Origin of the sequence: Rhizobium sp. C1, from assembly GCF_021026335.1 — a bacterium.
Lineage (GTDB): Bacteria > Pseudomonadota > Alphaproteobacteria > Rhizobiales > Rhizobiaceae > Ensifer_A.
In genome coordinates, this window is record NZ_JAJNCY010000002.1 from 534,899 (window position 1) to 554,400 (window position 19,502).

The window sequence follows — 19,502 nt, forward strand, 5'->3', positions numbered from 1 at the left end:
AACGGTAGGTGGCGCATTCAAACGGTTTAGGCCTTAAGATGTGACATAGTTCAATCCGCATCCTCTAACTGCGCCTGCAAAAGCGGTGCGAGATAGGACTCCATTGCGGTCAGATCGAGGTGGCCAAGATGCCATTGTCTATCGCATTCCCGAAGAGCTTCATAATAGGGGCCCCGATTCTCGCGGATTCTTTCCGGAACGATCTTTCGCCCAGGGAGCAGAGTACCAATCCTCACACATAGAAGGTAGTAACACACGGCGCGCGCCGTCCGACCGTTGCCCTCGACAAAGGGATGGATCCAGTTCAGTCGCCACAAGCCATAGCCGGCCAACTCGGTCGGTGTCAGGCTATCCCAATTCTCGTGAATAAAGGAGATGAAGCGATCCATGAGATCGGGAACATCGCCGAATGGCGGCGGCTTGTGGCTGCCGACATAAATCGGTTCCTGGCGAAAACGGCCGCCAAATTGCGATATCGCTGCCACGGCGGTGTGGTTCAACGCCCACAACATGTATTTGTCGATGGCCTGAGGGCCCTGTTGAATTCCGATTTCAATGAAGTTTGTGAGAAGGTCGTACTGACGGAGAAGATTTTTCTCCAGCATGGCACTGTAGAGTTCGGGATACTGGCTTTCGGTGACAAGCATGGTACCCGATCCTCCATTCGTCGCTCATGTGCCTCACTCGGCCGCGCGCAACCTGACGGTTTTCGCAGATTGCCGCGCGGATTCCTTGGTAATTGAGGACCCCGACGGTGCATTCCCATAGGCAAAGCTGGCGCGCTGCTCGGCCAGCATCTCTTCGCTCAGTGTTGCCTGTCGCGCCTTTGCAATCAGTGCATCCAGCTCGGGCCTTGCCGGTGCTGGAGCCAAGGCAGGTTTTCTCGCTACCATTTCATTCTCCCAAGACCGCAGTGCTTTCTCAAGTGTACACTGCATATCGTTTATATGGTTTGAGGCCATGATAGTGCAGGCAACGAGTCGCGGCTATCCAAATTCCCGAATTCGGGAGATTGCGGATGTCTGGTTCTACCCGATCATCAGCTCCGGCCGCACGATCGTGTCGTATTCCTCCTGGCTCACCAGCCCGCTTTTCAGTGCTTCTTCGCGCAGAGTCGTGCCATTCTTGTGGGCGGTCTTGGCGATCTTGGCGGCATTGTCGTAGCCGATCTTTGGAGCAAGCGCCGTCACCAGCATCAGCGAGCGTTCGAGTGCCGCCTTGATATTGTCCTCGCGCGCCTCGATGCCGCGCACGCAATGTTCGGTGAAGGAGCGCGCCGCATCGCCGAGCAGCTGGACCGACTGCAGGAAATTATAGGCCATCACGGGATTGTAGACATTCAGCTCGAAATGGCCCTGGCTGCCGGCGAAGGTGAGCGTGGCGTGATTGCCGAAAATCTGCGCGCAAACCTGGGTCAGAGCTTCCGATTGCGTCGGGTTCACCTTGCCGGGCATGATCGAGGAGCCGGGCTCGTTTTCCGGCAGCGCAAGCTCCCCAAGCCCCGAGCGCGGGCCGGAGCCGAGGAAGCGGATGTCGTTGGCGATCTTGAAGAGGGCGACCGCCGCCGCATTGATTGCGCCGTGTACGAAGACCATGCCGTCATGCGCTGCCATCACTTCGAACTTGTTGGGCGCCGTGATGAAGGGCAGGCCGGTCAACTCGGCGATGTTGAAGGCAACCTGCTCGGCGAACCCCTCGGGCGCATTCAGCCCGGTACCGACGGCGGTGCCGCCCTGCGCCAGCTCATAAAGACCGGGAAGGCTGGTCCTGAGATTGCGGATCGCGGTGCCAACCTGTGCGGCATAACCGGAAAACTCCTGGCCCAGCGTCAGCGGCGTCGCGTCCTGGGTGTGGGTGCGGCCGATCTTGATGATGTGCCCGAATTCCTTGCGCTTGGCGTCCAGCGCCATATGCAGCTCTTCCAGCGCCGGGATCAGATGGCCGGTGACTTCGGTCGCTGCCGCCACATGCATGGCCGTCGGGAACGTGTCGTTCGACGACTGGCTCATGTTGACGTGGTCGTTGGGGTGAATGGGTTTCTTCGATCCCATCTCGCCGCCCAGCATTTCGATGGCGCGGTTGGAGATTACCTCGTTGACGTTCATGTTCGTCTGTGTGCCGGAACCGGTCTGCCAGACGGACAGCGGGAAATGCGCGTCCAGCTTGCCGGACGAAACCTCGCGCGACGCCTTGACGATGACATCGCCGATTTCCGGCGACAGCTTGCCAAGCTTCATGTTCGCTTTGGCGGAAGCCTCCTTGATCAGGCCCAGCGCCCGGATGATGGCTGCCGGCTGCTTCTCCCATCCGATCTTGAAATTCCCCAGCGACCGTTCAGCCTGCGCCCCCCAATATTTGTCGCGCGCGACTTCGATGGGGCCGAAAGTGTCGGTTTCTGTGCGGGTGGCGGACATGGGCATCTCCGGGAGGTGGCTGGGGTGGGGCGCGAGGCAGTCGCTGAAGAAGATATAGGTGCATGTTGGCGGAGTGAAATACGAAAAGGGAAAAAATCATAAGGGACTTGCATTTTTCGATATTTCGTGATTTCTGGAAATATGGAAAAGAAAAACGCACTTGCTGCACTATCGGCCCTTGGGCATGAGCAGCGCCTGGACATTTTCAGACATCTCGTAAAAACGGGGCCGGCCGGCGCGGTTGCCGGCGACATCGCGGCTGCGCTGTCGTCGCTGCCGAATACGCTCTCCGCCAATCTCTCCGTTCTGTCGCAGGCGGGTCTGGTCAGCAGCGAGCGGGAGGGGCGCAATATTCGCTATCGCGCCGACATGGAGACCATGCAATCGCTCCTGGGATTTATGCTGGAGGATTGCTGCGGTGGCGATGCCGCCGCCTGCGCCCCGATTTTCAATGCCATGAAACGCTGCTGCTGAGGCTTCATCATGCTCAATATCCTGATCCTGTGCACCGCCAACTCCGCCCGCTCCATTCTGGGCGAGGCGCTGATCAATCGTCTCGGCGCAGGGCGCTTGCGTGCCTATTCGGCGGGATCTCATCCCCGTGGCGAACCCAATCCCGACGCATTGGCGATGCTGGCCGACAAAGGCTACGACATTTCCGGTTTCTCCTCGAAAAGCTGGGACGTCTTTTCCGAACCGGACGCGCCGAAGATGGATATCGTCATCACGGTCTGCGACAGCGCCGCCGGCGAGACCTGCCCGCTCTGGCCGGGCACACCCGTCAAGGCGCATTGGGGCATTCCTGATCCGGCGCACAGGGGCGAGACGGTACAGGAGCGGCGCGCCGCCTTCGAGGAGGCCTATCGCCTGCTGCAGCTCAGGGTGCAGGCGCTTCTCGCTCTTCCGCTTGAAACCATGGATGCGGCCGAGCTGCGCAGGGCGCTTGCCGGCATCGGCAGGCTCGACGGGGCGACGCCCATGGCGCTGGAGGCGTGAATGATCAGGTTCCCGCTTGAGCGCCGCCTGGCCGCCGAGTTCGTCGGAACGGCTCTGCTTCTGGCGACGGTGGTCGGCTCCGGCATCATGGCGGAGCGGCTTGCCGGCGGCAATGTTGCGCTCGCGCTGCTTGGCAACACGATCCCGACGGGAGCAATCCTTTATGTGCTGATTACCCTGTTCGGCCCCGTCTCCGGCGCGCATTTCAATCCGGTCGTCACATTGGCTTTTTCACTGGTCGGTGACCTGCGCCTGCGGCATGCGGGCCTCTATGTCCTTGTGCAGATCGTGGGCGGTGTTGCCGGCGTCTGGCTCGCTCACGCGATGTTCGATCTTCCGCTGATGCAGCTGTCCACCAAGGCTCGTTTCGGGTCTGGTCAATGGGTGTCTGAGGCGGTGGCCACGGCTGGGCTGATCCTGACGATCTTTGGCATCCTGCAGTCGCGAAACAGGCACGCGATCGCGCCCGCCGTGGCTCTCTATATCGTGGCGGCCTACTGGTTCACTGCCTCGACATCCTTTGCCAATCCGGCGGTGACGATTGCCCGCTCGCTGACCGACACCTTCGCCGGCATTCGTCCTCGGGATGTTCCCGCCTTTGCCGTCGCGCAGATGGCGGGCGGGCTGGTGGCGCTGCTCTGGCAGCGCTGGCTGCATGCGCGGACCGGCAGGGCGTGAGCCGATCCCGTGCCCAATCTGCCACAGCGTGAAAAAAAGCGTTTCGGTCCGATCCACGGGTCTTGCGGCTCCATTTCTTAAACAAAAATTAAGCCTATAATTTTAACAAGTGTTTAGGTGCCTCAGGCTGCTCCAAAACGGACGTAATTCCTTTGCTGAATGCGACAAGGGGTGTCCGGGACGCCTATGGCCGTAATCCATTCATTCGGCTAGCAGTGGATTGATCCCAATGCGTCACGAGTGATGAAGGCATGTCGCGCGACAGTGTGCAGCGGATTTGCGGCGACGACATGCAAAACAAGGAACGAAAGCGCGGAAACGACATTGAACGATCGTGACCCGCTTCATTTGAGCAGGCCCATTTGGGCCGAAGGATATAGTCTGAAATGAAAATGACCTCCAAAGCCGCCTTGCTCGCCGCTGTCACCGGAGTTGTGTTTGCCGCACAGACGACAGGCGCCTTCGCGCAGCGTTCGCTCTTCGATATCCTCTTCGGCGATCAGCCTCGCTATGACCGTCGCGGTGCAACGCTCGAGGGGCCGGTAAACGGCGCGCCGGTCGGAAATGGCGCGCGGGCGCGGGCAGGGGCCATTAAGGCTCCGGCTGATTTCGACGGCTCCGATCCGGATCCGTTGCCGACGGTCAAGAGGTCGCAATATTTCACCTACAAGCCGGAAGCCGAACGCCTGGTCAACGTGCCCGCCTTCTCCGGTCCCATCGTGACGGCCTCCGTGTCGACAGACATGTCCGCGCCGCCGTTGGCGCCGGTCACGGTGTCCGTGCGCGCCGAAGACAGCGTCGCGACCGCAATGGAATCCTTCTACGCCAAGGGCGACAACTATCTCTGGATCACCAATGAAGGTATCACGGATCGTGCCCGTGCCGCTATTGCCGCCCTGCAGAAGGCCGGTGATGTCGGCCTGAATCCGGCCGATTACAAGGTGGATGAGCCGGTTATGTCCGGTGATGCTGCTGCAGACCGGCAGAAGCTGATGACCTTCGAACTGGAGCTTACGAAGGCTGTCCTCACCTACATCCAGGACGACGTCCGCGGCCGCATCGATCCGAACCGCATTTCCGACTACTATGCTTTTAAGCGCAAGGACGTGAACCTCAAGGGCGCGCTCGCCATCATGCAGCGCAGCCCCGATATCGCCGCCTATCTGGCAAGCCGCGATCCCTCCAGCCCGCAATTCCAGGCGCTGAAGGCCGAGCTTGCACAGCTGCGTGGCACGCAGACCCAAAGTGCCGATCAGCCGCCGCGCATTGAGGTCAACCTGACCTCGCTTCTGCGCCCGGGTGGCAGCAGCCCTGAACTCTCCAAGATCGTGGAACTGATCAAGCGGAACGGGTCCGACGGTCTGAAGGCCGAGAACGCGATGGCGCTGGAGTCCTATTCCGGCGGCCCGGACTACACGCCCGAACTGGTCGATGTCGTGAAGGCATTCCAGAAGGAAAAGGGCATGTCACCGGATGGCGTCATCGGCAAGGGCACGCTCCGTGCACTGCAAGGCGGCGGCGAGACCCCGGACAACAAGATCAACAAGGTGATCTATGCGATGGAGCAGCTGCGCTGGCTGCCGAACGATCTCGGCAGCCGCCGTGTCTTCATCAACCAGCCGGCCTTCATGGCCTACTACTACAATGACAACAAGCAGCAGCTGGCGATGAAGGTGGTTGTCGGTGGCGTCAACCACCAGACGAACTTCTTCCAGGACCAGATCCAGACGGTCGAGTTCAACCCCTATTGGGGCGTTCCGCGCTCGATCATCGTCAACGAGATGATGCCCAAGCTGCGCCAGGACCCGTCCTATCTCGACCGCATGGGTTATGAAGTCAGCGTTCGCGGCAAGGTCGTCTCGTCTTCGAGCCTCGACTGGGGCCGCAACCCGGATGTCGACGTGCGCCAGCCCCCGGGCAATGCCAATGCGCTTGGCCAGCTGAAGATCCTGTTCCCCAACAAGTTCTCGATCTACATGCACGATACGCCGCAGAAGTCCTTCTTCGCACGCGACATGCGCGCGCTCAGCCACGGCTGCGTCCGTCTGTCCGATCCGCGCGCCATGGCGGCCGCTGTTCTCGGCGTCGACAAGGACAAGGTCGCATCCGATATCGCCACGGGCAAGAACATGTCCGTTCCGGTTCCGACCAAGATCCCGGTCTATGTCGCCTATTTCACCGCCTGGCCGGATGCCGACGGCAAGATCCAGTTCTTCGACGACGTCTATAGCCGCGACATGTATCTGCAGCGCGCGATGGACGCGACGACCAAGGCGCGCGCCGCCATCTGACGGGCGCGAGCGTCAGGACAGGTTCTCGGAAACGGCCTTCGGGCCGTTTTCTATTTCTGCAGAAGGGTGCGGACGAGATCCGGCGTCAGTTCGTCGAAATGGCCGATGATGCGGGTAGGTTTCAGCGTCTCGACCGGCACGTCCGAATAGCCGAAGGGGACGGCGACTGACGGAATGCCGGCATTCTGTGCCGCCAGGATATCGTTGACGCTGTCGCCGATCATGATGCTTGCTGCCGGCTTGCCGCCCGCGCGCTCGATCGTCCTCAGGATATGTCCCGCATCCGGCTTGCGAACCGGAAAGGTGTCGCCGCCGGCGATGGCGTCGAAATAGCCGTCGAGCTTCAATCCTGAGAGCAGGGGCAGCGCCAGACTTTCCAGCTTGTTCGTGCATACCGCCAGCCGGAAGCCTTCTCGCTTGAGTGCCTCCAGCGACTGGACCACGCCAGCGTAAGGCAGGCTTTCGCCCGGCATGCCGTCAAGATAGTGCCGGATGAAGAGGTCGAGAAGTTCGCCAAGCCGCGCTTCGGGAAGGGGACGACCGCGAAGCTTGAAGCCGCGCTCGATCATGGCGCGCGCGCCTTGCCCGACCAGAAAGGTCATGTCGTCATAATGCACCGGCTCGATGCCCTCGACGGCAAGAACATGGTTGAGCCCCGCCATCAGGTCGGTTGCCGTATCGACAAGGGTTCCGTCAAGATCGAAGACAACGGTGGGCGTAAGCGTCATGCGGGCAGGCTCCAGAGGCGGTTGCGTTTCGATAGATCGGCAACGATGCGCCCGCAAGCGGTTTCGCAGCTTCTGTGGTCGTCTTAACGATGTTCGGATTTGGACTTCCGTTTACCGTCCAGCCCGTGTAAAAGCGCGATCATTCGAGGGGATGCAGGAGTTTTTGGCGCATGGACGCCCGCCAGATGAAGATCAAGGCTGCCGAGGCAGCACTCGCCCATGTTGAAGACGGGATGCGGCTCGGCATCGGCACCGGTTCCACGGCGGAAGAATTCGTTCGCCTTCTGGCGGAAAAGGTCGCCGGCGGCTTCCGCATCGAAGGCGTTCCGACATCGGAGCGTACTGCGCGCCTCTGCCTGGAACTCGGTGTTCCGTTGAAGTCGCTCGAGGAACTGCCCGAGCTTGACCTCACCATCGATGGCGCCGACGAAGTCGACAGCCAGCTCCGCCTGATCAAGGGCGGCGGCGGCGCGCTTCTGCGTGAAAAGATCGTCGCGGCGGCATCGCATCGGATGATCGTCATCGCCGATGAAACCAAGCTGGTGGAAACGCTCGGCGCTTTTCCGCTGCCGATCGAGGTCAATCCCTTCGGCCTGGCCGCCACACGCATCGCCATCGAAAAGGCGGCGTCTGCGCTGGGCCTGTCGGGCGACATCGTACTTCGCGGTGCGGCGAAGGAAACCTTCATGACCGACGGTGGACATTACATTCTCGACGCATCATTTGGCCGTATTCCTGATGCAGAGGCCCTTTCCAACAGGCTACATGCGATTCCGGGTGTGGTCGAACACGGACTGTTCATCAATCTGGCATCGGCTGCCGTCATCGCCGGACCGGCGGGCGCTCGAATGCTGACAGTGAAAGAATAACGGGAGTTATAAGCTATATGTTGAAGATTGCAGCTTTTGGCCGCGTTGCGGCCGCCGCCCTGATTGTGACGAGCTTCGGGTTCGCAACTGTTTCCAAGGCCGCCGAGGTCACGGAAGAGCAGCTCAAGGCCGCCTATGCCGCCATCAAGGCGACCGGTGCGACGGTTCCTTTCGATGCCATCCTGCCGAACATCGCCGAGCAGATGAAGGCGAGCTTCATTCAGGCTTCCCCGAACTATCAGGACATCATCTCCTCCACCGTCGACGCCGAAGCGCTGGCGCTGGCGCCCCGTCGCGGCGATCTGGAAAAGGAAGCGGCTACCGTCTATGCCAAGACCTTCACGACGGACGAGCTGAACACGATTGCCAACTTCTTCAATTCGGACGTCGGCAAGAAGTTCCTCAAGGACGTTCCGCTGGCCAACCGCGAACTCTTCAAGGCTGCCGACATCTGGAGCGCCGGTATCCAGCGCGATCTGTCGAAGAGCGCCGGCGACAAGCTTGAAAAGATCATCGGCGACAAGATCAAGGCTGGCCAGGCTCCGGCTCCGCTGCCGGCGGACGCTGTCCAGCCGCAGAGCGATAACGCCCCGGCTGCTGCCGATGCGCCTGCAAAGGCCCCCGCCAAGGAAAAGGCTCCGGCCCAGAAGGCCCCTGCCAAGGAAAAGGCTCCGGCTCCGAAGGCCGCTCCTGCACCCCAGCAGTAAGCCAATCGTCTCGACATCAGGAGCCCGGCCAGTCCGGGCTCTTTTTGTTTGAACGCTGTGTCACGCGTCCGATGCGGTTGACGGCTTGCAAAGGCGTTCAAATCCTCCCAAATGATCAGGGATCATCTTCCTCTCGCATCGGCCCGGCTTGCGGCCCTCCAGGAGACAAAACGTGTCCACTTATGATTACGACCTCTTCGTCATTGGCGGCGGTTCCGGCGGCGTTCGCTCGGCCCGTGTCGCGGCAAGTCTCGGCAAGAAGGTCGCAATCGCCGAGGAATATCGCTTCGGCGGAACCTGCGTGATCCGCGGCTGCGTGCCGAAGAAGCTCTTCGTTTATGCCTCGCAGTTCCCCGAGCACTTCGAGGATGCCGCCGGCTTCGGCTGGACTGTCGGTGAAAGTACCTTCGACTGGAAGGCGCTGGTTGCCGCCAAGGACAAGGAAATTTCCCGCCTTGAAGGCCTCTATCGCAAGGGGCTCGACAACGCCAAGGCCGAGCAGATCGACAGCCGCGCCGAACTGGTCGACGCCCACACCGTCAAGATCGTCAAGACCGGCAAGACCGTAACCGCCGAGCGTATCGTGATTGCCGTCGGCGGCCGCCCGAACCCGCATGTCGCGCTGAAGGGGCATGAGTTCTGCATCTCCTCCAACGAAGCCTTCCACCTGGAAGAGCTGCCGAAGTCGATCCTGATCGCCGGTGGCGGCTACATCGCGGTCGAATTCGCCAATATCTTCCACGGGCTGGGCGTCGACGTCACGCTGATCTATCGCGGCGCCGAAATCCTCTCCCGCTTCGACCACGACCTGCGCAAGGGCGTCCATGCCGCCATGGAAGCCAAGGGCATCAAGATACTCTGCCATGACGTCATCCAGGAAGTGACGAAGACCGCTGACGGCTTCGTTGCCCAGACCAAGAGCCACGGCGACCTCAACGTTGGCCTCGTCATGCTGGCGCTGGGCCGCGATCCCTATACCGAAGGCCTCGGCTTGGAGAAGGCCGGCGTGGCTGTCGACCACAAGGGGGCAATCATCGTCGATGACTATTCGCGCACAAACGTCCCGTCGATCTTCGCTCTGGGCGACGTCACCGACCGGGTACAACTGACGCCGGTGGCCATCCATGAGGCCATGTGCTTCATCGAGACCGAGTACAAGGGCAACCCGACGTCGCCCGATCACGACCTGATCCCGACCGCCGTCTTCTCCCAGCCGGAGATCGGCACGGTCGGCCTCTCGGAAGAGGATGCGGGCAAGAAGTACCCGGACCTCGAAGTCTATCGCGCCGAGTTCCGCCCGATGAAGGCGACGCTCTCCGGCCGCTCGGAAAAGATGCTGATGAAGCTCATCGTCAACGCTGCCGACCGCAAGGTCGTGGGCGCCCATATCCTCGGCCACGAGGCCGGCGAGATGGCGCAGCTTCTCGGTATCACGCTGAAGGCCGGCTGCACGAAGGACGACTTTGACCGCACCATGGCCGTTCATCCCACCGCTGCCGAAGAGCTGGTGACGATGTACACGCCGAGCTACCGGCTGAAGAACGGCGAGCGGGTTTGAGGATGGCGTGGCGCAAACGCGCCACAGCCGTCACAATTCGCGTCCTGCGATCCTTTGCAAAACCTTAATCTGCGGGTATAAGCCGGCGAAAATCGTATTTGGCGGCAGTGTGCGCAAGCAGAACGGAAGCCGCGAGGGAAGGGTGAGTGAAATGACCAGGAACTGGAGCCCGTCGAGCTGGAGGCAGAAGCCTATTCAGCAGGTCCCGGATTATCCGGATGCAGCAGCGCTTAACGCCACGGAAGAGCGCCTTGCCACCTATCCGCCGCTGGTCTTTGCCGGTGAGGCTCGTCGTCTCAAGACCGCGCTGGCCAGCGTTGCCAATGGCGACAGCTTCCTGCTTCAGGGCGGCGACTGCGCCGAGAGCTTCGCCGAACATGGCGCCGACAATATCCGCGACTTCTTCCGCGCCTTCCTGCAGATGGCCGTTGTGCTCACCTTCGGTGCGCAGATGCCGGTCGTCAAGGTTGGCCGCATCGCCGGCCAGTTCGCCAAGCCTCGCTCGTCCAACATCGAGCGCCAGGGCGATGTCGAGCTGCCGAGCTATCGCGGCGACATCATCAACGGCATCGAATTCACCGAGGAAGCCCGCATTCCGAACCCGGAACGCCAGATCATGGCCTACCGCCAGTCGGCTGCAACGCTGAACCTGCTGCGCGCCTTCGCCATGGGTGGCTATGCCAATCTGGATAACGTGCATCAGTGGATGCTCGGCTTCGTCAAGGAGTCGCCGCAGGGTGAGCGCTACCGGAAGCTGGCCGAGCGCATTTCCGAAACGATGGACTTCATGCGTGCCATCGGCATCGACGCGGACAACAACCGCTCGCTGCGCGAAACCGATTTCTTCACCAGCCACGAAGCCCTGCTTCTCGGCTACGAGCAGGCGCTGACCCGCGTCGACTCGACCTCCGGTGACTGGTACGCGACCTCCGGCCACATGATCTGGATCGGCGACCGCACGCGTCAGCCCGACCATGCGCATGTCGAATATTGCCGTGGTATCAAGAACCCGATCGGCCTCAAGTGCGGTCCGTCGCTGACGGCTGAAGGCCTGCTCGAGCTGATCGATCTCCTGAACCCGACGAACGAAGCCGGTCGCCTGACGCTGATCTGCCGCTTCGGCCACGACAAGATTGCCGAGCACCTGCCGCGCCTCATCCGCGCCGTGGAAAAGGAAGGCAAGAAGGTCGTCTGGTCCTGCGATCCGATGCATGGCAACACGATCACGCTCAACAACTACAAGACGCGTCCCTTCGAGCGCATCCTGTCGGAAGTCGAAAGCTTCTTCCAGATCCATCGTTCGGAAGGCTCGCATCCGGGCGGCATCCATATCGAGATGACCGGCAAGGACGTGACGGAATGCACGGGCGGCGCCCGCGCGCTCACCGGCACCGATCTTGGCGACCGCTATCACACGCATTGCGACCCGCGCCTCAACGCCGACCAGGCGCTGGAACTGGCCTTCCTGCTCGCCGAGCGGATGAAGCAGAGCCACGACGAGAAGCGCGCGCTGGCCGCCAATGGCTGATTTAGCCTGAAGCTTAGCCTCAGCGTTTTGAATTTGATGATCCGGGAGCAATGCGTGAAGCTTGCTCCCGGATTTTCTGTTTAAGGAGATAGTTATGGCGACATCGGTTGCAATACATGAAGGCGGATGCCTCTGCGGCGCCGTGCGCTTCAGGACACGCGGAACCTTGCGCGCCGTCGTCGCCTGCCACTGCACGCAGTGCCGCAAGCAATCCGGCCACTACTGGGCGGCGACGAATGTCCCCGACGCGGATCTGACGATCGAGGGCGAGGAGGAGAGCCTCACCTGGTACAGCGCCACCCCGGGCATCCGCCGCGGCTTCTGCAAGACCTGCGGCTCCTTCCTCTTCTGGAAGATGGAAAGCCAGGATTACACATCCATCGGGGCAGGGACCTTTGACGGCGACACGGACCTCGTCATCGACCAGCATATCTATTGCGCCGACAAGGGCGATTATTATGATATTCCCGAAGGCGTTGCCGCTTATCCCGGCAGCAGCCCCGAGATTGTCACTGCAGGGTGATCAGCTGGCATTCCTCCCGACATCGTTTGACGGCGCCTGCGAGCTTGATGATCGGATCATTGCGCCAGCCTCAACCGGACTTGCGGCAAAGCCGCCCGGTAATCTTGCTGCGGATTGGTGTTCCCACGGGTTGGGCTGGTTGACGGGGTCTTTTCCCGCGGCGGCGACGAGGAATTTTTACTGTTGTCCGCCGTTGCGTCGGCGCCGGAAATGGCGGTTTCAATCGACGCGCTGATCGTCGACGGCAGGCAGAGCTTCAGATAACCGCGGATGTGAGCATAGGCCAGCGGGACGCCGCCGTTTTGAATATCCTCTTTGGCGGCGCTGGTTTCGTCGCGGTATTTGTTGCGTGTAATATCCACGACATGGGAGATCATGCCGGGCGATTTGCCGTAGAGATAGCCCTTGAACAAATCGTCCGTAAATTGCCCGCCAAGACCGAACGCTTGCGTGACAATGCTCATGGTGAGTTTCGATGCCGGAATAAAGCCGAGAATCGCGCTCGTTACCTGACCGACCGCGTCTATGCTGGTCTTGGCTGAGTCACGCTCACGATCGAGAACATAAAGCGTCTGGAGATAGGCATCGCATTGTTCGTCTACGAAATTATAGCCGGCCAGCGTCGCGGCAAAATAATCCGGATGCGCATCCTTGTTCGTATCTGTTACCTTTAGAAAAGAAGCCACGATTTCCTTTTGTGCATTGGCGCTTTGCTTGGCGGCGCTTTCCGAAATCGTAGGCGAGGGGCCATATCGCCCGTTCCAGGCTTGTTTTAAAGCGCCACCTTCTGATGTCGGGCTACAGGCGACGAGCGTCGCCATGGATGCAAGTGCGCCTGCCAGCTTTATCGGATTTGCCACGGCAATGTCCCCTCTCGTCACAGAATGTCTGCAACCAATAAGGGAGATCATGAATTAATCTCTGTAAAGTGGTATTTTGCGACGCGGCAACAAATCCGTGCAAAAGCCGGTTTTCTCACAGCGGAATGTTGAAGTTGGGCTATCTCAGCCCGGGCAGCCGGTATTACCGCGCGCCCAATGGTTCACACCGGCGGTGATCTTGTCATGCAGCGCGCCTTGCATGATCGGCCCGAAGGCCTGCAGCCGTGCCGGATCGCCTTCCGCCATGATGACCAGCAGCGGCCGCGATTCCGGGCTGTGCTTGGCAACCAGCAGCAGACGCGGCTTGCCGCTGAACGAGTTCAGTTCCGGCGCCATGCGATAGGCGGCAAAGGCCGGATCCTTTGTGCGGAACCAGCAGGCATTCGCGCCCGTCGTGATGCGCTCCATGACGGGCAGGGCGGCCGAGCGAACAGCTGCGGGTGCCTGCGCGGCCTTCTGCGACTGGCAGGAGGAGAGCGCCGCCGCAGAGATGACAACTGCAGCGGAGAGCTTGAAGAACGAGCGCATGGAAAACCTTGTCGTCAGAGAAATCAGGCGGCGATGACGTCGAGCGCGGAGGCGAAGAGCCCGCGGCCGTCCGAACCGCCGTGCGCGGCTTCGATCAGGTTTTCCGGATGCGGCATCATGCCGAGCACGTTGCCCTTGGCGTTGATCACGCCGGCAATGTCGTTCATCGAGCCGTTCGGGTTCGTGCCTTCCGCATAGCGGAACACGACCTGCCCCTGCTCTTCCATCGCCTTCAGCGTCTCGGCATCGGCGAAATAGTTGCCGTCGTGATGGGCGACGGGGCAGCGCAGGACCTGACCCTTGGCATAGGCGCGGGTGAACGCCGTCTCGGCATTGGCGACTTCCAGCTTCACTTCGCGGCAGACGAATTTCAGCGAGGCATTGCGCATCAGCGCACCGGGCAGCATGCCGGCCTCGAGCAGGATCTGGAAACCGTTGCAGACGCCCAGAACCTTGACGCCCTGTTCCGCCTTCTCGCGGATCGCCTGCATGACCGGCATGCGCGCCGCAATCGCGCCGCAACGCAGATAATCGCCATAGGAAAAGCCGCCGGGGATGACGATCAGGTCCACATCCGGCAATTCCGTTTCGGTCTGCCAGACGGTGACGGGTGCCTTGCCCGAAATCTTGGTCAGCGCCGCGATCATGTCGCGATCACGATTAAGCCCGGGAAGCTGAACGACGGCAGATTTCATGGCTTTCAAAGCTCCAGTTTTCTCGAAAGCAAGTCTCTTTCGAATAGTGGTGGCAATAGGTCCATGCGGCTGGATCGTCAATTGGATTTTCCAGCCGGTCCCCAAAACTTCGCCGGCGCCTAGTCAACAGAATAGCGATCCTGTGCGGCTTCAGAAAATTCGCGCAGATCGAGCCGTCTTTCCGTGCGGGCTAGTCGCTCTTCAAGATTATGCACAAGTTCATGGAGATTGCTGATATCCACCTGTTGCGCGGCGACGAGGCGTCTGAGTGCGATGTTGTCGGTTCGGAGGTCGCGAATGGATCTGTCTGTTTCGTCACTACGTGCATGCAAGCGCCGTAAGAGTTCTTGCAGCAGTTCCTGGCGAACTTCACTCATTTGATCCCCGTGAGGGTTCCCATCCGATCACCGAACAGGCGCGCCTTCTGCGCATCGTTTCGCGCCTGCCCCTCGGCGAGAAACTTCAAAGTCTCGCGAGACGTGGCGCGAAGTTCTTGCAGGTCTTCGTTGAGTCGACGCGACTTATCATCGAGCTTCAACAGCTCTTCGTAGATCATCTCGGTCGTGATCGTCGACACGGCCTGTCGCTCCACCTTTAATTGAGAGCGATAGTATAATTCTCAATTACCGTGTTCGCCAGAAGTTTCTCGCACATGGCCTTCAGGTCGGCTTCGGCCTTGGCCTTGTCGGCGCTGTCGATCTCGATGTCGAAGACCTTGCCCTGGCGGACATGGCCGACGCCGTCGAAGCCAAGTGCGCCGAGTGCGCCTTCGATTGCCTTGCCCTGCGGGTCGAGAACGCCATTCTTGAGCGTGACGGTTACGCGTGCCTTGATCACGTCTAATCCCCTGACGGTTTACTTGACCAGAACCGGACCCGTGCCGCGCACGGGCTCGTTCTCGTTGATGATGCCGAGACGGCGGGCGACTTCCTGATAGGCTTCGATCAGCCCGCCGAGATCCTTGCGGAAAATGTCCTTGTCCATGCGCTTCTTCGTCTCGATGTCCCACAGACGGCAGCTGTCCGGCGAGATTTCGTCGGCCAGTACGATACGCATCATGTCGCCCTCGAACAGGCGTCCGCATTCGATCTTGAAATCGACAAGCTGGATGCCGGCGCCGAGGAAAAGACCGGACAGGAAGTCATTGCACCGGATGGCGAGCGCCATGATGTCGTCAAGCTCCTGCGGGCTTGCCCAGCCGAAGGCGGTGATATGCTCTTCGGAGACCATCGGATCGCTCAGCTGGTCCGACTTGAAGTAGAACTCGATGATCGAGCGCGGCAGCACCACGCCTTCCTCGATGCCGAGGCGGGTGGAGAGCGAGCCGGCGGCGACATTGCGCACGACGATCTCGAGCGGAATGATCTCGACTTCCTTGATCAGCTGCTCGCGCATGTTCAGCCGGCGGATGAAATGCGTCGGAATGCCCATGCGGTTCAGATGCGAGAAGATGAACTCGCTGATGCGGTTGTTCAGCACACCCTTGCCGTCGATGACGGCATGCTTCTTGGCGTTGAAGGCAGTGGCATCGTCCTTGAAGAACTGGATCAGTGTGCCCGGCTCCGGTCCTTCGTAAAGGATCTTGGCCTTGCCTTCATAGATACGGCGGCGACGGTTCATGAAAAATTCGACCTGTTCGGCGCATGTCGCTTGAGATGACTCGACACGCTTGTTTTTAACTTTTGCGGCTCCATAACCGATCTTGCGGCATTTAACAACGCTTGGCACCGCGACGATCCCCGGTTTCATCCGACCGGGTTAAGGCTTTACCCCTTCAGGTGGCTCAGGAACTGCGCGAAGATCATCGTGCCCTCCGGCCAGGGCCCGTGCCCGGACTCGGCATTCAGATGTCCGGACTCGCCCGCGTCCAGAAGCATCGACCCCCAGCAGGCGGCGATATCGTCGGCATGTTCATACGTCCCGAAGGGATCGTTACGGCTGGCGACCGTCATCGAAGGGAAGGGCAGCGGATCGCGCGGATAGGGGCCGAAGGTCATCAGATGCTTCGGCCGGATCGACGGATTGGCGACATCCGGCGGTGCGACGAAGAAGGCCCCGGCAACGGGCTTCCTGAAATGCGGCACGGCATGAATGACGGCCGGCACGCCCAGCGAATGCGCAACCAGCACGACTGGCTTTTCAGCCGCATTCACCTCTTCCGCGACACGCGCCACCCAGTCCTCGCGCACGGGCTTCGACCATTCGGCCTGCTCGACGCGGCGGGCGGTGGAAAGCTTGTTTTCCCAGCGTGTCTGCCAATGGTCCGGACCGGAATTGGTATAGCCGGGAACGATGAGAATTTCGACGTCTGCTACTTTCATGGCCCTTATGTCTGCTTTCCGCACGCAATCGTCAAGAACCTGCAGGCGGTCTTATGCTGCAATGCAAAAATCGGGAGTAATTTCAAGATGTAAGACGAAAGTTTGGACTTGCGCGTCTCGCTCTTCCGGGTACTCTGTTTGCGGAAAACACGTTGGGAGGAGTGAATATGCTCGGTTTGATGCAGGATTGGCCGCTGCTTTGCCATAAGGTTATCGACCATGCCGGTCTCTTTCATGGCAAGCGCGAAGTCATTTCAAGGTCCGTCGAAGGTCCGATCCATCGCACCGATTATGCCACGGTGCGCAGCCGTTCGCTGCAAATGGCCAAGCGGCTCGAGAAGGACGGAATCAAGGTCGGCGACCGCATCGGAACGCTGGCCTGGAACACCTGGCGGCATCTGGAAGCCTGGTACGGCATCATGGGTTGCGGCGCAGTCTATCACACGCTGAACCCGCGGCTTTTCCCGCAACAGATCGCCTGGATCATGAACGATGCGGAAGACCGCTTCCTCTTCGTCGATATTACCTTCATGCCCATTGTCGAGAAGATCGCGCCGCTGGTGCCGACGCTCGAAAAGGTGATTGTCCTGACCGATGCGGCGCATATGCCGCAGACGAGCCTGCCCAATGTCGTGCCCTACGAGGAGTGGCTGGCCGAAGTCGACGATGACTACGTCTGGAAAGATCTCGACGAGCGCGCGGCAGCCGGCATGTGCTACACGTCCGGCACGACGGGCGACCCGAAGGGCGTCGTCTATTCGCACCGCTCGAATGTGCTCCATTCGATGATCTGCATCCAGCCGGATGCGATGCAGCTTTCCTCGCGAGATCGCCTGATGCCCGTGGTGCCGCTCTTCCACGCCAATGGCTGGGGCATTGCGCTCTCCGCCCCGATGGTCGGCGCGACGCTCGTCATGCCCGGGCCGGGCATGGACGGCAAGTCGATCTACAGCCTGCTGACCGACGAGCGCGTAACGGTCACGGCCGCCGTGCCGACCGTGTGGCTCGGCCTGCTGCAGCATATGGAAAAAGAGGGCGGCAAGCTGCCCGATCTCCGCTCGGTCGTGATCGGCGGTTCGGCAGCGCCGCGCTCGATGATCAAGACATTCAAAGAAAATTACGACGTCGATGTCGTTCATGCCTGGGGCATGACCGAGATGAGCCCGGTCGGCTCGCTCGGCAGCCTCAAGCCGGAATATGACAAGCTCGAAGGCGAAGCCCGGTACGATGTCCAGATGAAGCAGGGCCACGCGCCCTTTGGCGTCGAGATGAAGATCACCGACGACGACGATGTCGAGCGTCCGTGGGACGGCAAGACCTTCGGCCGGCTCAAGGTCCGTGGCCCGGCGGTCGCCAGTTCCTATTACAAGGGCAGGGGGGCTGAGCAATTCGATGCGGCCGGCTGGTTCGACACCGGCGACGTCGCGCACATGGACGCGGAAGGCTACATGCAGATCACCGACCGCTCCAAGGACGTCATCAAGTCCGGCGGCGAATGGATTTCCTCCATCGACCTCGAAAACCTCGCCGTCGGCCACCCGGACGTCGCCGAAGCCGCCGTGATCGGCGTCGCGCATCCCAAGTGGGACGAGCGCCCGCTGCTCATCATCGTCAAGAAGGAAGGCCGCAACCCCTCGAAGTCCGACATCCTCGGCTTCATGGACGGCAAGATCGCCAAATGGTGGATGCCGGACGACGTCGTCTTCGTCGATGCCATCCCGCATACGGCCACGGGCAAGATTCTGAAGACGGAACTGCGCGAGCAGATGAAGGAATACCGGCTACCGATGGCGTCGTGAGGGAAGAGGGCGCGCTATCCTCTCTCCTTGTGGGAGATGATAGCTAGCCCCAAGAGGCGTCAGCCGATTGGCTTGGCGAGCTTGGTGAGGAGTGAATAGCATCAGGTCCCGAGGCCAAATCGAAACCCCTCACCGGGAAAATCTAGCACTTAGCTTTCAGCTAAGATGCTGATTTTCCTTCCTCTCCCACAGGGGGAGGACAAGCCGCATCCTCTCTGCCGTCCTCCTCGGGCCTGTCCCGAGGATCTGCAACGGACGAAATTCTGCCGCACCGTCAATTGCTTGGCTTCGTCAGCAGATGGTCGGGACAGGCCCGACCATGACGGCGTTGATGTGGTGCCGCGGCTGTCTCACGTGAACGTCCGAGAGAAAATTTCGTCCCTCAATTTCCCCGCACTCTCAACTCCCATTATCCTGAACCCCTCCCGTCACCGGATGGGCCAGCGACGACTGGCTCAGGCGGGAGGAGAGCCTGGTGGTGTCCATCGTAACGTGCGGCGGATGTCATCAGGGGGCGCGGGCGGCGGCAGATGAAACAACATCTGACGAAACGACTCCCCCGATGGGCTGCGAATAGCTCGGCGGCCAGGCTTTGCCTGAGAACCCGTCTGCCTCCGCAGGCGGTTTAGCGAGGCGGCCCGCGCTTGAGGACTGGAGTCGGATGAGGCTCCCCTTGGCAATCTCGACGGGTCGCGCTGGCGCTCCGCCGTACTTTTTAAACTACCAACTGGGCGGCGCGTCAGCGTGGCTCTCCGGAAGTTTGCGCCCAGAGACAGGGGCGGAGGCGACAAGACCGGAGGACAACTCGGGAGAGGTTTTTCCCGAGGGTTTTGGCGTGGCACGAGCCCACTCTCCCCCCTTGAGGGACCGTTGCAAAATTCGGGTGATGTGATTCACTTGGTTTGCAGCGGTTTGGAGAGGATGCGATGTCGGTTCGAGGGTCTGGGCAGTTCAGTTTTGTGGATGCGCTGATGCCGCAGGGCGGT

General features: G+C 60.6%; 21 protein-coding genes and 1 pseudogene. 10 read left to right on the forward strand and 12 right to left on the reverse strand.

Annotation, left to right across the window (positions count from 1 at the left end; all coding sequences use genetic code 11):
• Positions 1-50 precede the first annotated feature (50 nt).
• The 3 genes from LQK83_RS08205 to fumC all read right to left on the reverse strand — a co-directional run bounded on the left by LQK83_RS08205 (position 51) and on the right by fumC (position 2,414).
• Positions 51-647, reverse strand: coding sequence for a Fic family protein (locus LQK83_RS08205; protein ID WP_230836898.1), 597 nt, complete (start codon positions 645-647; stop codon positions 51-53).
• Between the two features lie 33 nt (positions 648-680).
• Complete coding sequence (locus LQK83_RS08210) at positions 681-893, reverse strand: hypothetical protein (RefSeq protein WP_230836899.1); 213 nt, start codon at positions 891-893, stop codon at positions 681-683.
• A 135-nt stretch (positions 894-1,028) separates the two neighbouring features.
• The gene (fumC, locus tag LQK83_RS08215; protein WP_230836900.1) at positions 1,029-2,414 is read right to left on the reverse strand and encodes a class II fumarate hydratase; all 1,386 of its coding nucleotides are present in this window, start codon (positions 2,412-2,414) and stop codon (positions 1,029-1,031) included.
• Between the two features lie 141 nt (positions 2,415-2,555).
• Between fumC and LQK83_RS08220 the strand changes: the two genes are divergently transcribed.
• The 4 genes from LQK83_RS08220 to LQK83_RS08235 all read left to right on the forward strand — a co-directional run bounded on the left by LQK83_RS08220 (position 2,556) and on the right by LQK83_RS08235 (position 6,379).
• Positions 2,556-2,888: an ArsR/SmtB family transcription factor gene (locus LQK83_RS08220; protein WP_230836901.1), complete on the forward strand. Its 333-nt coding sequence runs from the start codon at positions 2,556-2,558 to the stop codon at positions 2,886-2,888.
• Positions 2,889-2,897: 9 nt separating this feature from the next.
• Positions 2,898-3,410 (forward strand): arsenate reductase ArsC, encoded by a 513-nt coding sequence (locus LQK83_RS08225; RefSeq protein ID WP_230836902.1) that lies wholly within the window; start codon positions 2,898-2,900, stop codon positions 3,408-3,410.
• On the forward strand, positions 3,411-4,088 hold the full coding sequence (locus tag LQK83_RS08230) for an aquaporin (protein WP_230836903.1): 678 nt from the start codon (positions 3,411-3,413) through the stop codon (positions 4,086-4,088).
• Positions 4,089-4,474: 386 nt separating this feature from the next.
• A complete protein-coding gene (locus LQK83_RS08235; protein WP_230836904.1) occupies positions 4,475-6,379 on the forward strand; it encodes a L,D-transpeptidase family protein in 1,905 nt (634 codons plus the stop codon).
• Positions 6,380-6,429: 50 nt separating this feature from the next.
• Here LQK83_RS08235 and LQK83_RS08240 read toward each other — a convergent pair whose 3' ends face one another.
• Positions 6,430-7,107: an HAD family hydrolase gene (locus LQK83_RS08240; protein WP_230836905.1), complete on the reverse strand. Its 678-nt coding sequence runs from the start codon at positions 7,105-7,107 to the stop codon at positions 6,430-6,432.
• A gap of 170 nt (positions 7,108-7,277) precedes the next feature.
• On the opposite strand from LQK83_RS08240, the gene rpiA reads away from it, so the two are divergent.
• The 5 genes and pseudogenes from rpiA to LQK83_RS08265 all read left to right on the forward strand — a co-directional run bounded on the left by rpiA (position 7,278) and on the right by LQK83_RS08265 (position 12,292).
• The gene (gene rpiA, locus LQK83_RS08245) at positions 7,278-7,976 is read left to right on the forward strand and encodes a ribose-5-phosphate isomerase RpiA (protein ID WP_230836906.1); all 699 of its coding nucleotides are present in this window, start codon (positions 7,278-7,280) and stop codon (positions 7,974-7,976) included.
• A 17-nt stretch (positions 7,977-7,993) separates the two neighbouring features.
• Positions 7,994-8,548 (forward strand): annotated as a pseudogene (locus tag LQK83_RS08250) (DUF2059 domain-containing protein); the annotation flags it as partial.
• Between the two features lie 307 nt (positions 8,549-8,855).
• Entirely contained in the window at positions 8,856-10,241 is a 1,386-nt protein-coding gene (gene gor / locus LQK83_RS08255; RefSeq protein WP_230836908.1) for a glutathione-disulfide reductase, read from the forward strand.
• Between the two features lie 151 nt (positions 10,242-10,392).
• Positions 10,393-11,769: a class II 3-deoxy-7-phosphoheptulonate synthase gene (locus LQK83_RS08260; RefSeq protein WP_230836909.1), complete on the forward strand. Its 1,377-nt coding sequence runs from the start codon at positions 10,393-10,395 to the stop codon at positions 11,767-11,769.
• A gap of 94 nt (positions 11,770-11,863) precedes the next feature.
• On the forward strand, positions 11,864-12,292 hold the full coding sequence (locus LQK83_RS08265; protein WP_230836910.1) for a GFA family protein: 429 nt from the start codon (positions 11,864-11,866) through the stop codon (positions 12,290-12,292).
• A 56-nt stretch (positions 12,293-12,348) separates the two neighbouring features.
• Here LQK83_RS08265 and LQK83_RS08270 read toward each other — a convergent pair whose 3' ends face one another.
• The 8 genes from LQK83_RS08270 to LQK83_RS08305 all read right to left on the reverse strand — a co-directional run bounded on the left by LQK83_RS08270 (position 12,349) and on the right by LQK83_RS08305 (position 16,717).
• Positions 12,349-13,113 carry a hypothetical protein gene (locus LQK83_RS08270; RefSeq protein WP_230836911.1) on the reverse strand — a complete coding sequence of 255 codons (765 nt, stop codon included), beginning with the start codon at positions 13,111-13,113 and terminating at the stop codon, positions 12,349-12,351.
• A 183-nt stretch (positions 13,114-13,296) separates the two neighbouring features.
• Complete coding sequence (locus LQK83_RS08275) at positions 13,297-13,701, reverse strand: hypothetical protein (protein WP_230836912.1); 405 nt, start codon at positions 13,699-13,701, stop codon at positions 13,297-13,299.
• 23 nt (positions 13,702-13,724) lie between these two features.
• A complete protein-coding gene (gene purQ / locus LQK83_RS08280; RefSeq protein WP_230836913.1) occupies positions 13,725-14,396 on the reverse strand; it encodes a phosphoribosylformylglycinamidine synthase subunit PurQ in 672 nt (223 codons plus the stop codon).
• Positions 14,397-14,515: 119 nt separating this feature from the next.
• On the reverse strand, positions 14,516-14,773 hold the full coding sequence (locus LQK83_RS08285) for a hypothetical protein (protein WP_230836914.1): 258 nt from the start codon (positions 14,771-14,773) through the stop codon (positions 14,516-14,518).
• Positions 14,770-14,973 carry a hypothetical protein gene (locus LQK83_RS08290; protein WP_230836915.1) on the reverse strand — a complete coding sequence of 68 codons (204 nt, stop codon included), beginning with the start codon at positions 14,971-14,973 and terminating at the stop codon, positions 14,770-14,772. The genes LQK83_RS08285 and LQK83_RS08290 overlap by 4 nt, the downstream gene beginning before the upstream one ends.
• Before the next feature lie 17 nt (positions 14,974-14,990).
• Positions 14,991-15,233: a phosphoribosylformylglycinamidine synthase subunit PurS gene (gene purS / locus LQK83_RS08295; RefSeq protein WP_230826871.1), complete on the reverse strand. Its 243-nt coding sequence runs from the start codon at positions 15,231-15,233 to the stop codon at positions 14,991-14,993.
• Positions 15,234-15,251: 18 nt separating this feature from the next.
• The gene (purC, locus tag LQK83_RS08300; protein ID WP_112627588.1) at positions 15,252-16,016 is read right to left on the reverse strand and encodes a phosphoribosylaminoimidazolesuccinocarboxamide synthase; all 765 of its coding nucleotides are present in this window, start codon (positions 16,014-16,016) and stop codon (positions 15,252-15,254) included.
• A gap of 146 nt (positions 16,017-16,162) precedes the next feature.
• Positions 16,163-16,717, reverse strand: a complete 555-nt coding sequence (locus tag LQK83_RS08305) for an RBBP9/YdeN family alpha/beta hydrolase (RefSeq protein WP_230836916.1) — start codon at positions 16,715-16,717, stop codon at positions 16,163-16,165.
• Positions 16,718-16,884: 167 nt separating this feature from the next.
• Between LQK83_RS08305 and LQK83_RS08310 the strand changes: the two genes are divergently transcribed.
• Positions 16,885-18,516: a long-chain-fatty-acid--CoA ligase gene (locus LQK83_RS08310; RefSeq protein WP_230836917.1), complete on the forward strand. Its 1,632-nt coding sequence runs from the start codon at positions 16,885-16,887 to the stop codon at positions 18,514-18,516.
• The last annotated feature ends 986 nt before the right edge of the window (positions 18,517-19,502 follow it).

Excerpts from the sequence above, each read along its gene's own strand:
- LQK83_RS08310 (WP_230836917.1), top strand. The coding sequence starts at position 16,885 with ATGCTCGGTTTGATGCAGGATTGGCCGCTGCTTTGCCATAAGGTTATC.
- rpiA (WP_230836906.1), top strand. The coding sequence starts at position 7,278 with ATGGACGCCCGCCAGATGAAGATCAAGGCTGCCGAGGCAGCACTCGCC.
- LQK83_RS08285 (WP_230836914.1), bottom strand. The coding sequence starts at position 14,773 with ATGAGTGAAGTTCGCCAGGAACTGCTGCAAGAACTCTTACGGCGCTTG.
- LQK83_RS08225 (WP_230836902.1), top strand. The coding sequence starts at position 2,898 with ATGCTCAATATCCTGATCCTGTGCACCGCCAACTCCGCCCGCTCCATT.
- fumC (WP_230836900.1), bottom strand. The coding sequence starts at position 2,414 with ATGTCCGCCACCCGCACAGAAACCGACACTTTCGGCCCCATCGAAGTC.
- purC (WP_112627588.1), bottom strand. The coding sequence starts at position 16,016 with ATGAACCGTCGCCGCCGTATCTATGAAGGCAAGGCCAAGATCCTTTAC.
- LQK83_RS08220 (WP_230836901.1), top strand. The coding sequence starts at position 2,556 with ATGGAAAAGAAAAACGCACTTGCTGCACTATCGGCCCTTGGGCATGAG.
- LQK83_RS08210 (WP_230836899.1), bottom strand. The coding sequence starts at position 893 with ATGGTAGCGAGAAAACCTGCCTTGGCTCCAGCACCGGCAAGGCCCGAG.
- purQ (WP_230836913.1), bottom strand. The coding sequence starts at position 14,396 with ATGAAATCTGCCGTCGTTCAGCTTCCCGGGCTTAATCGTGATCGCGAC.
- LQK83_RS08235 (WP_230836904.1), top strand. The coding sequence starts at position 4,475 with ATGAAAATGACCTCCAAAGCCGCCTTGCTCGCCGCTGTCACCGGAGTT.
- LQK83_RS08265 (WP_230836910.1), top strand. The coding sequence starts at position 11,864 with ATGGCGACATCGGTTGCAATACATGAAGGCGGATGCCTCTGCGGCGCC.
- LQK83_RS08240 (WP_230836905.1), bottom strand. The coding sequence starts at position 7,107 with ATGACGCTTACGCCCACCGTTGTCTTCGATCTTGACGGAACCCTTGTC.
- LQK83_RS08305 (WP_230836916.1), bottom strand. The coding sequence starts at position 16,717 with ATGAAAGTAGCAGACGTCGAAATTCTCATCGTTCCCGGCTATACCAAT.
- LQK83_RS08230 (WP_230836903.1), top strand. The coding sequence starts at position 3,411 with ATGATCAGGTTCCCGCTTGAGCGCCGCCTGGCCGCCGAGTTCGTCGGA.
- LQK83_RS08270 (WP_230836911.1), bottom strand. The coding sequence starts at position 13,113 with ATGGCGACGCTCGTCGCCTGTAGCCCGACATCAGAAGGTGGCGCTTTA.
- LQK83_RS08260 (WP_230836909.1), top strand. The coding sequence starts at position 10,393 with ATGACCAGGAACTGGAGCCCGTCGAGCTGGAGGCAGAAGCCTATTCAG.
- LQK83_RS08205 (WP_230836898.1), bottom strand. The coding sequence starts at position 647 with ATGCTTGTCACCGAAAGCCAGTATCCCGAACTCTACAGTGCCATGCTG.
- LQK83_RS08275 (WP_230836912.1), bottom strand. The coding sequence starts at position 13,701 with ATGCGCTCGTTCTTCAAGCTCTCCGCTGCAGTTGTCATCTCTGCGGCG.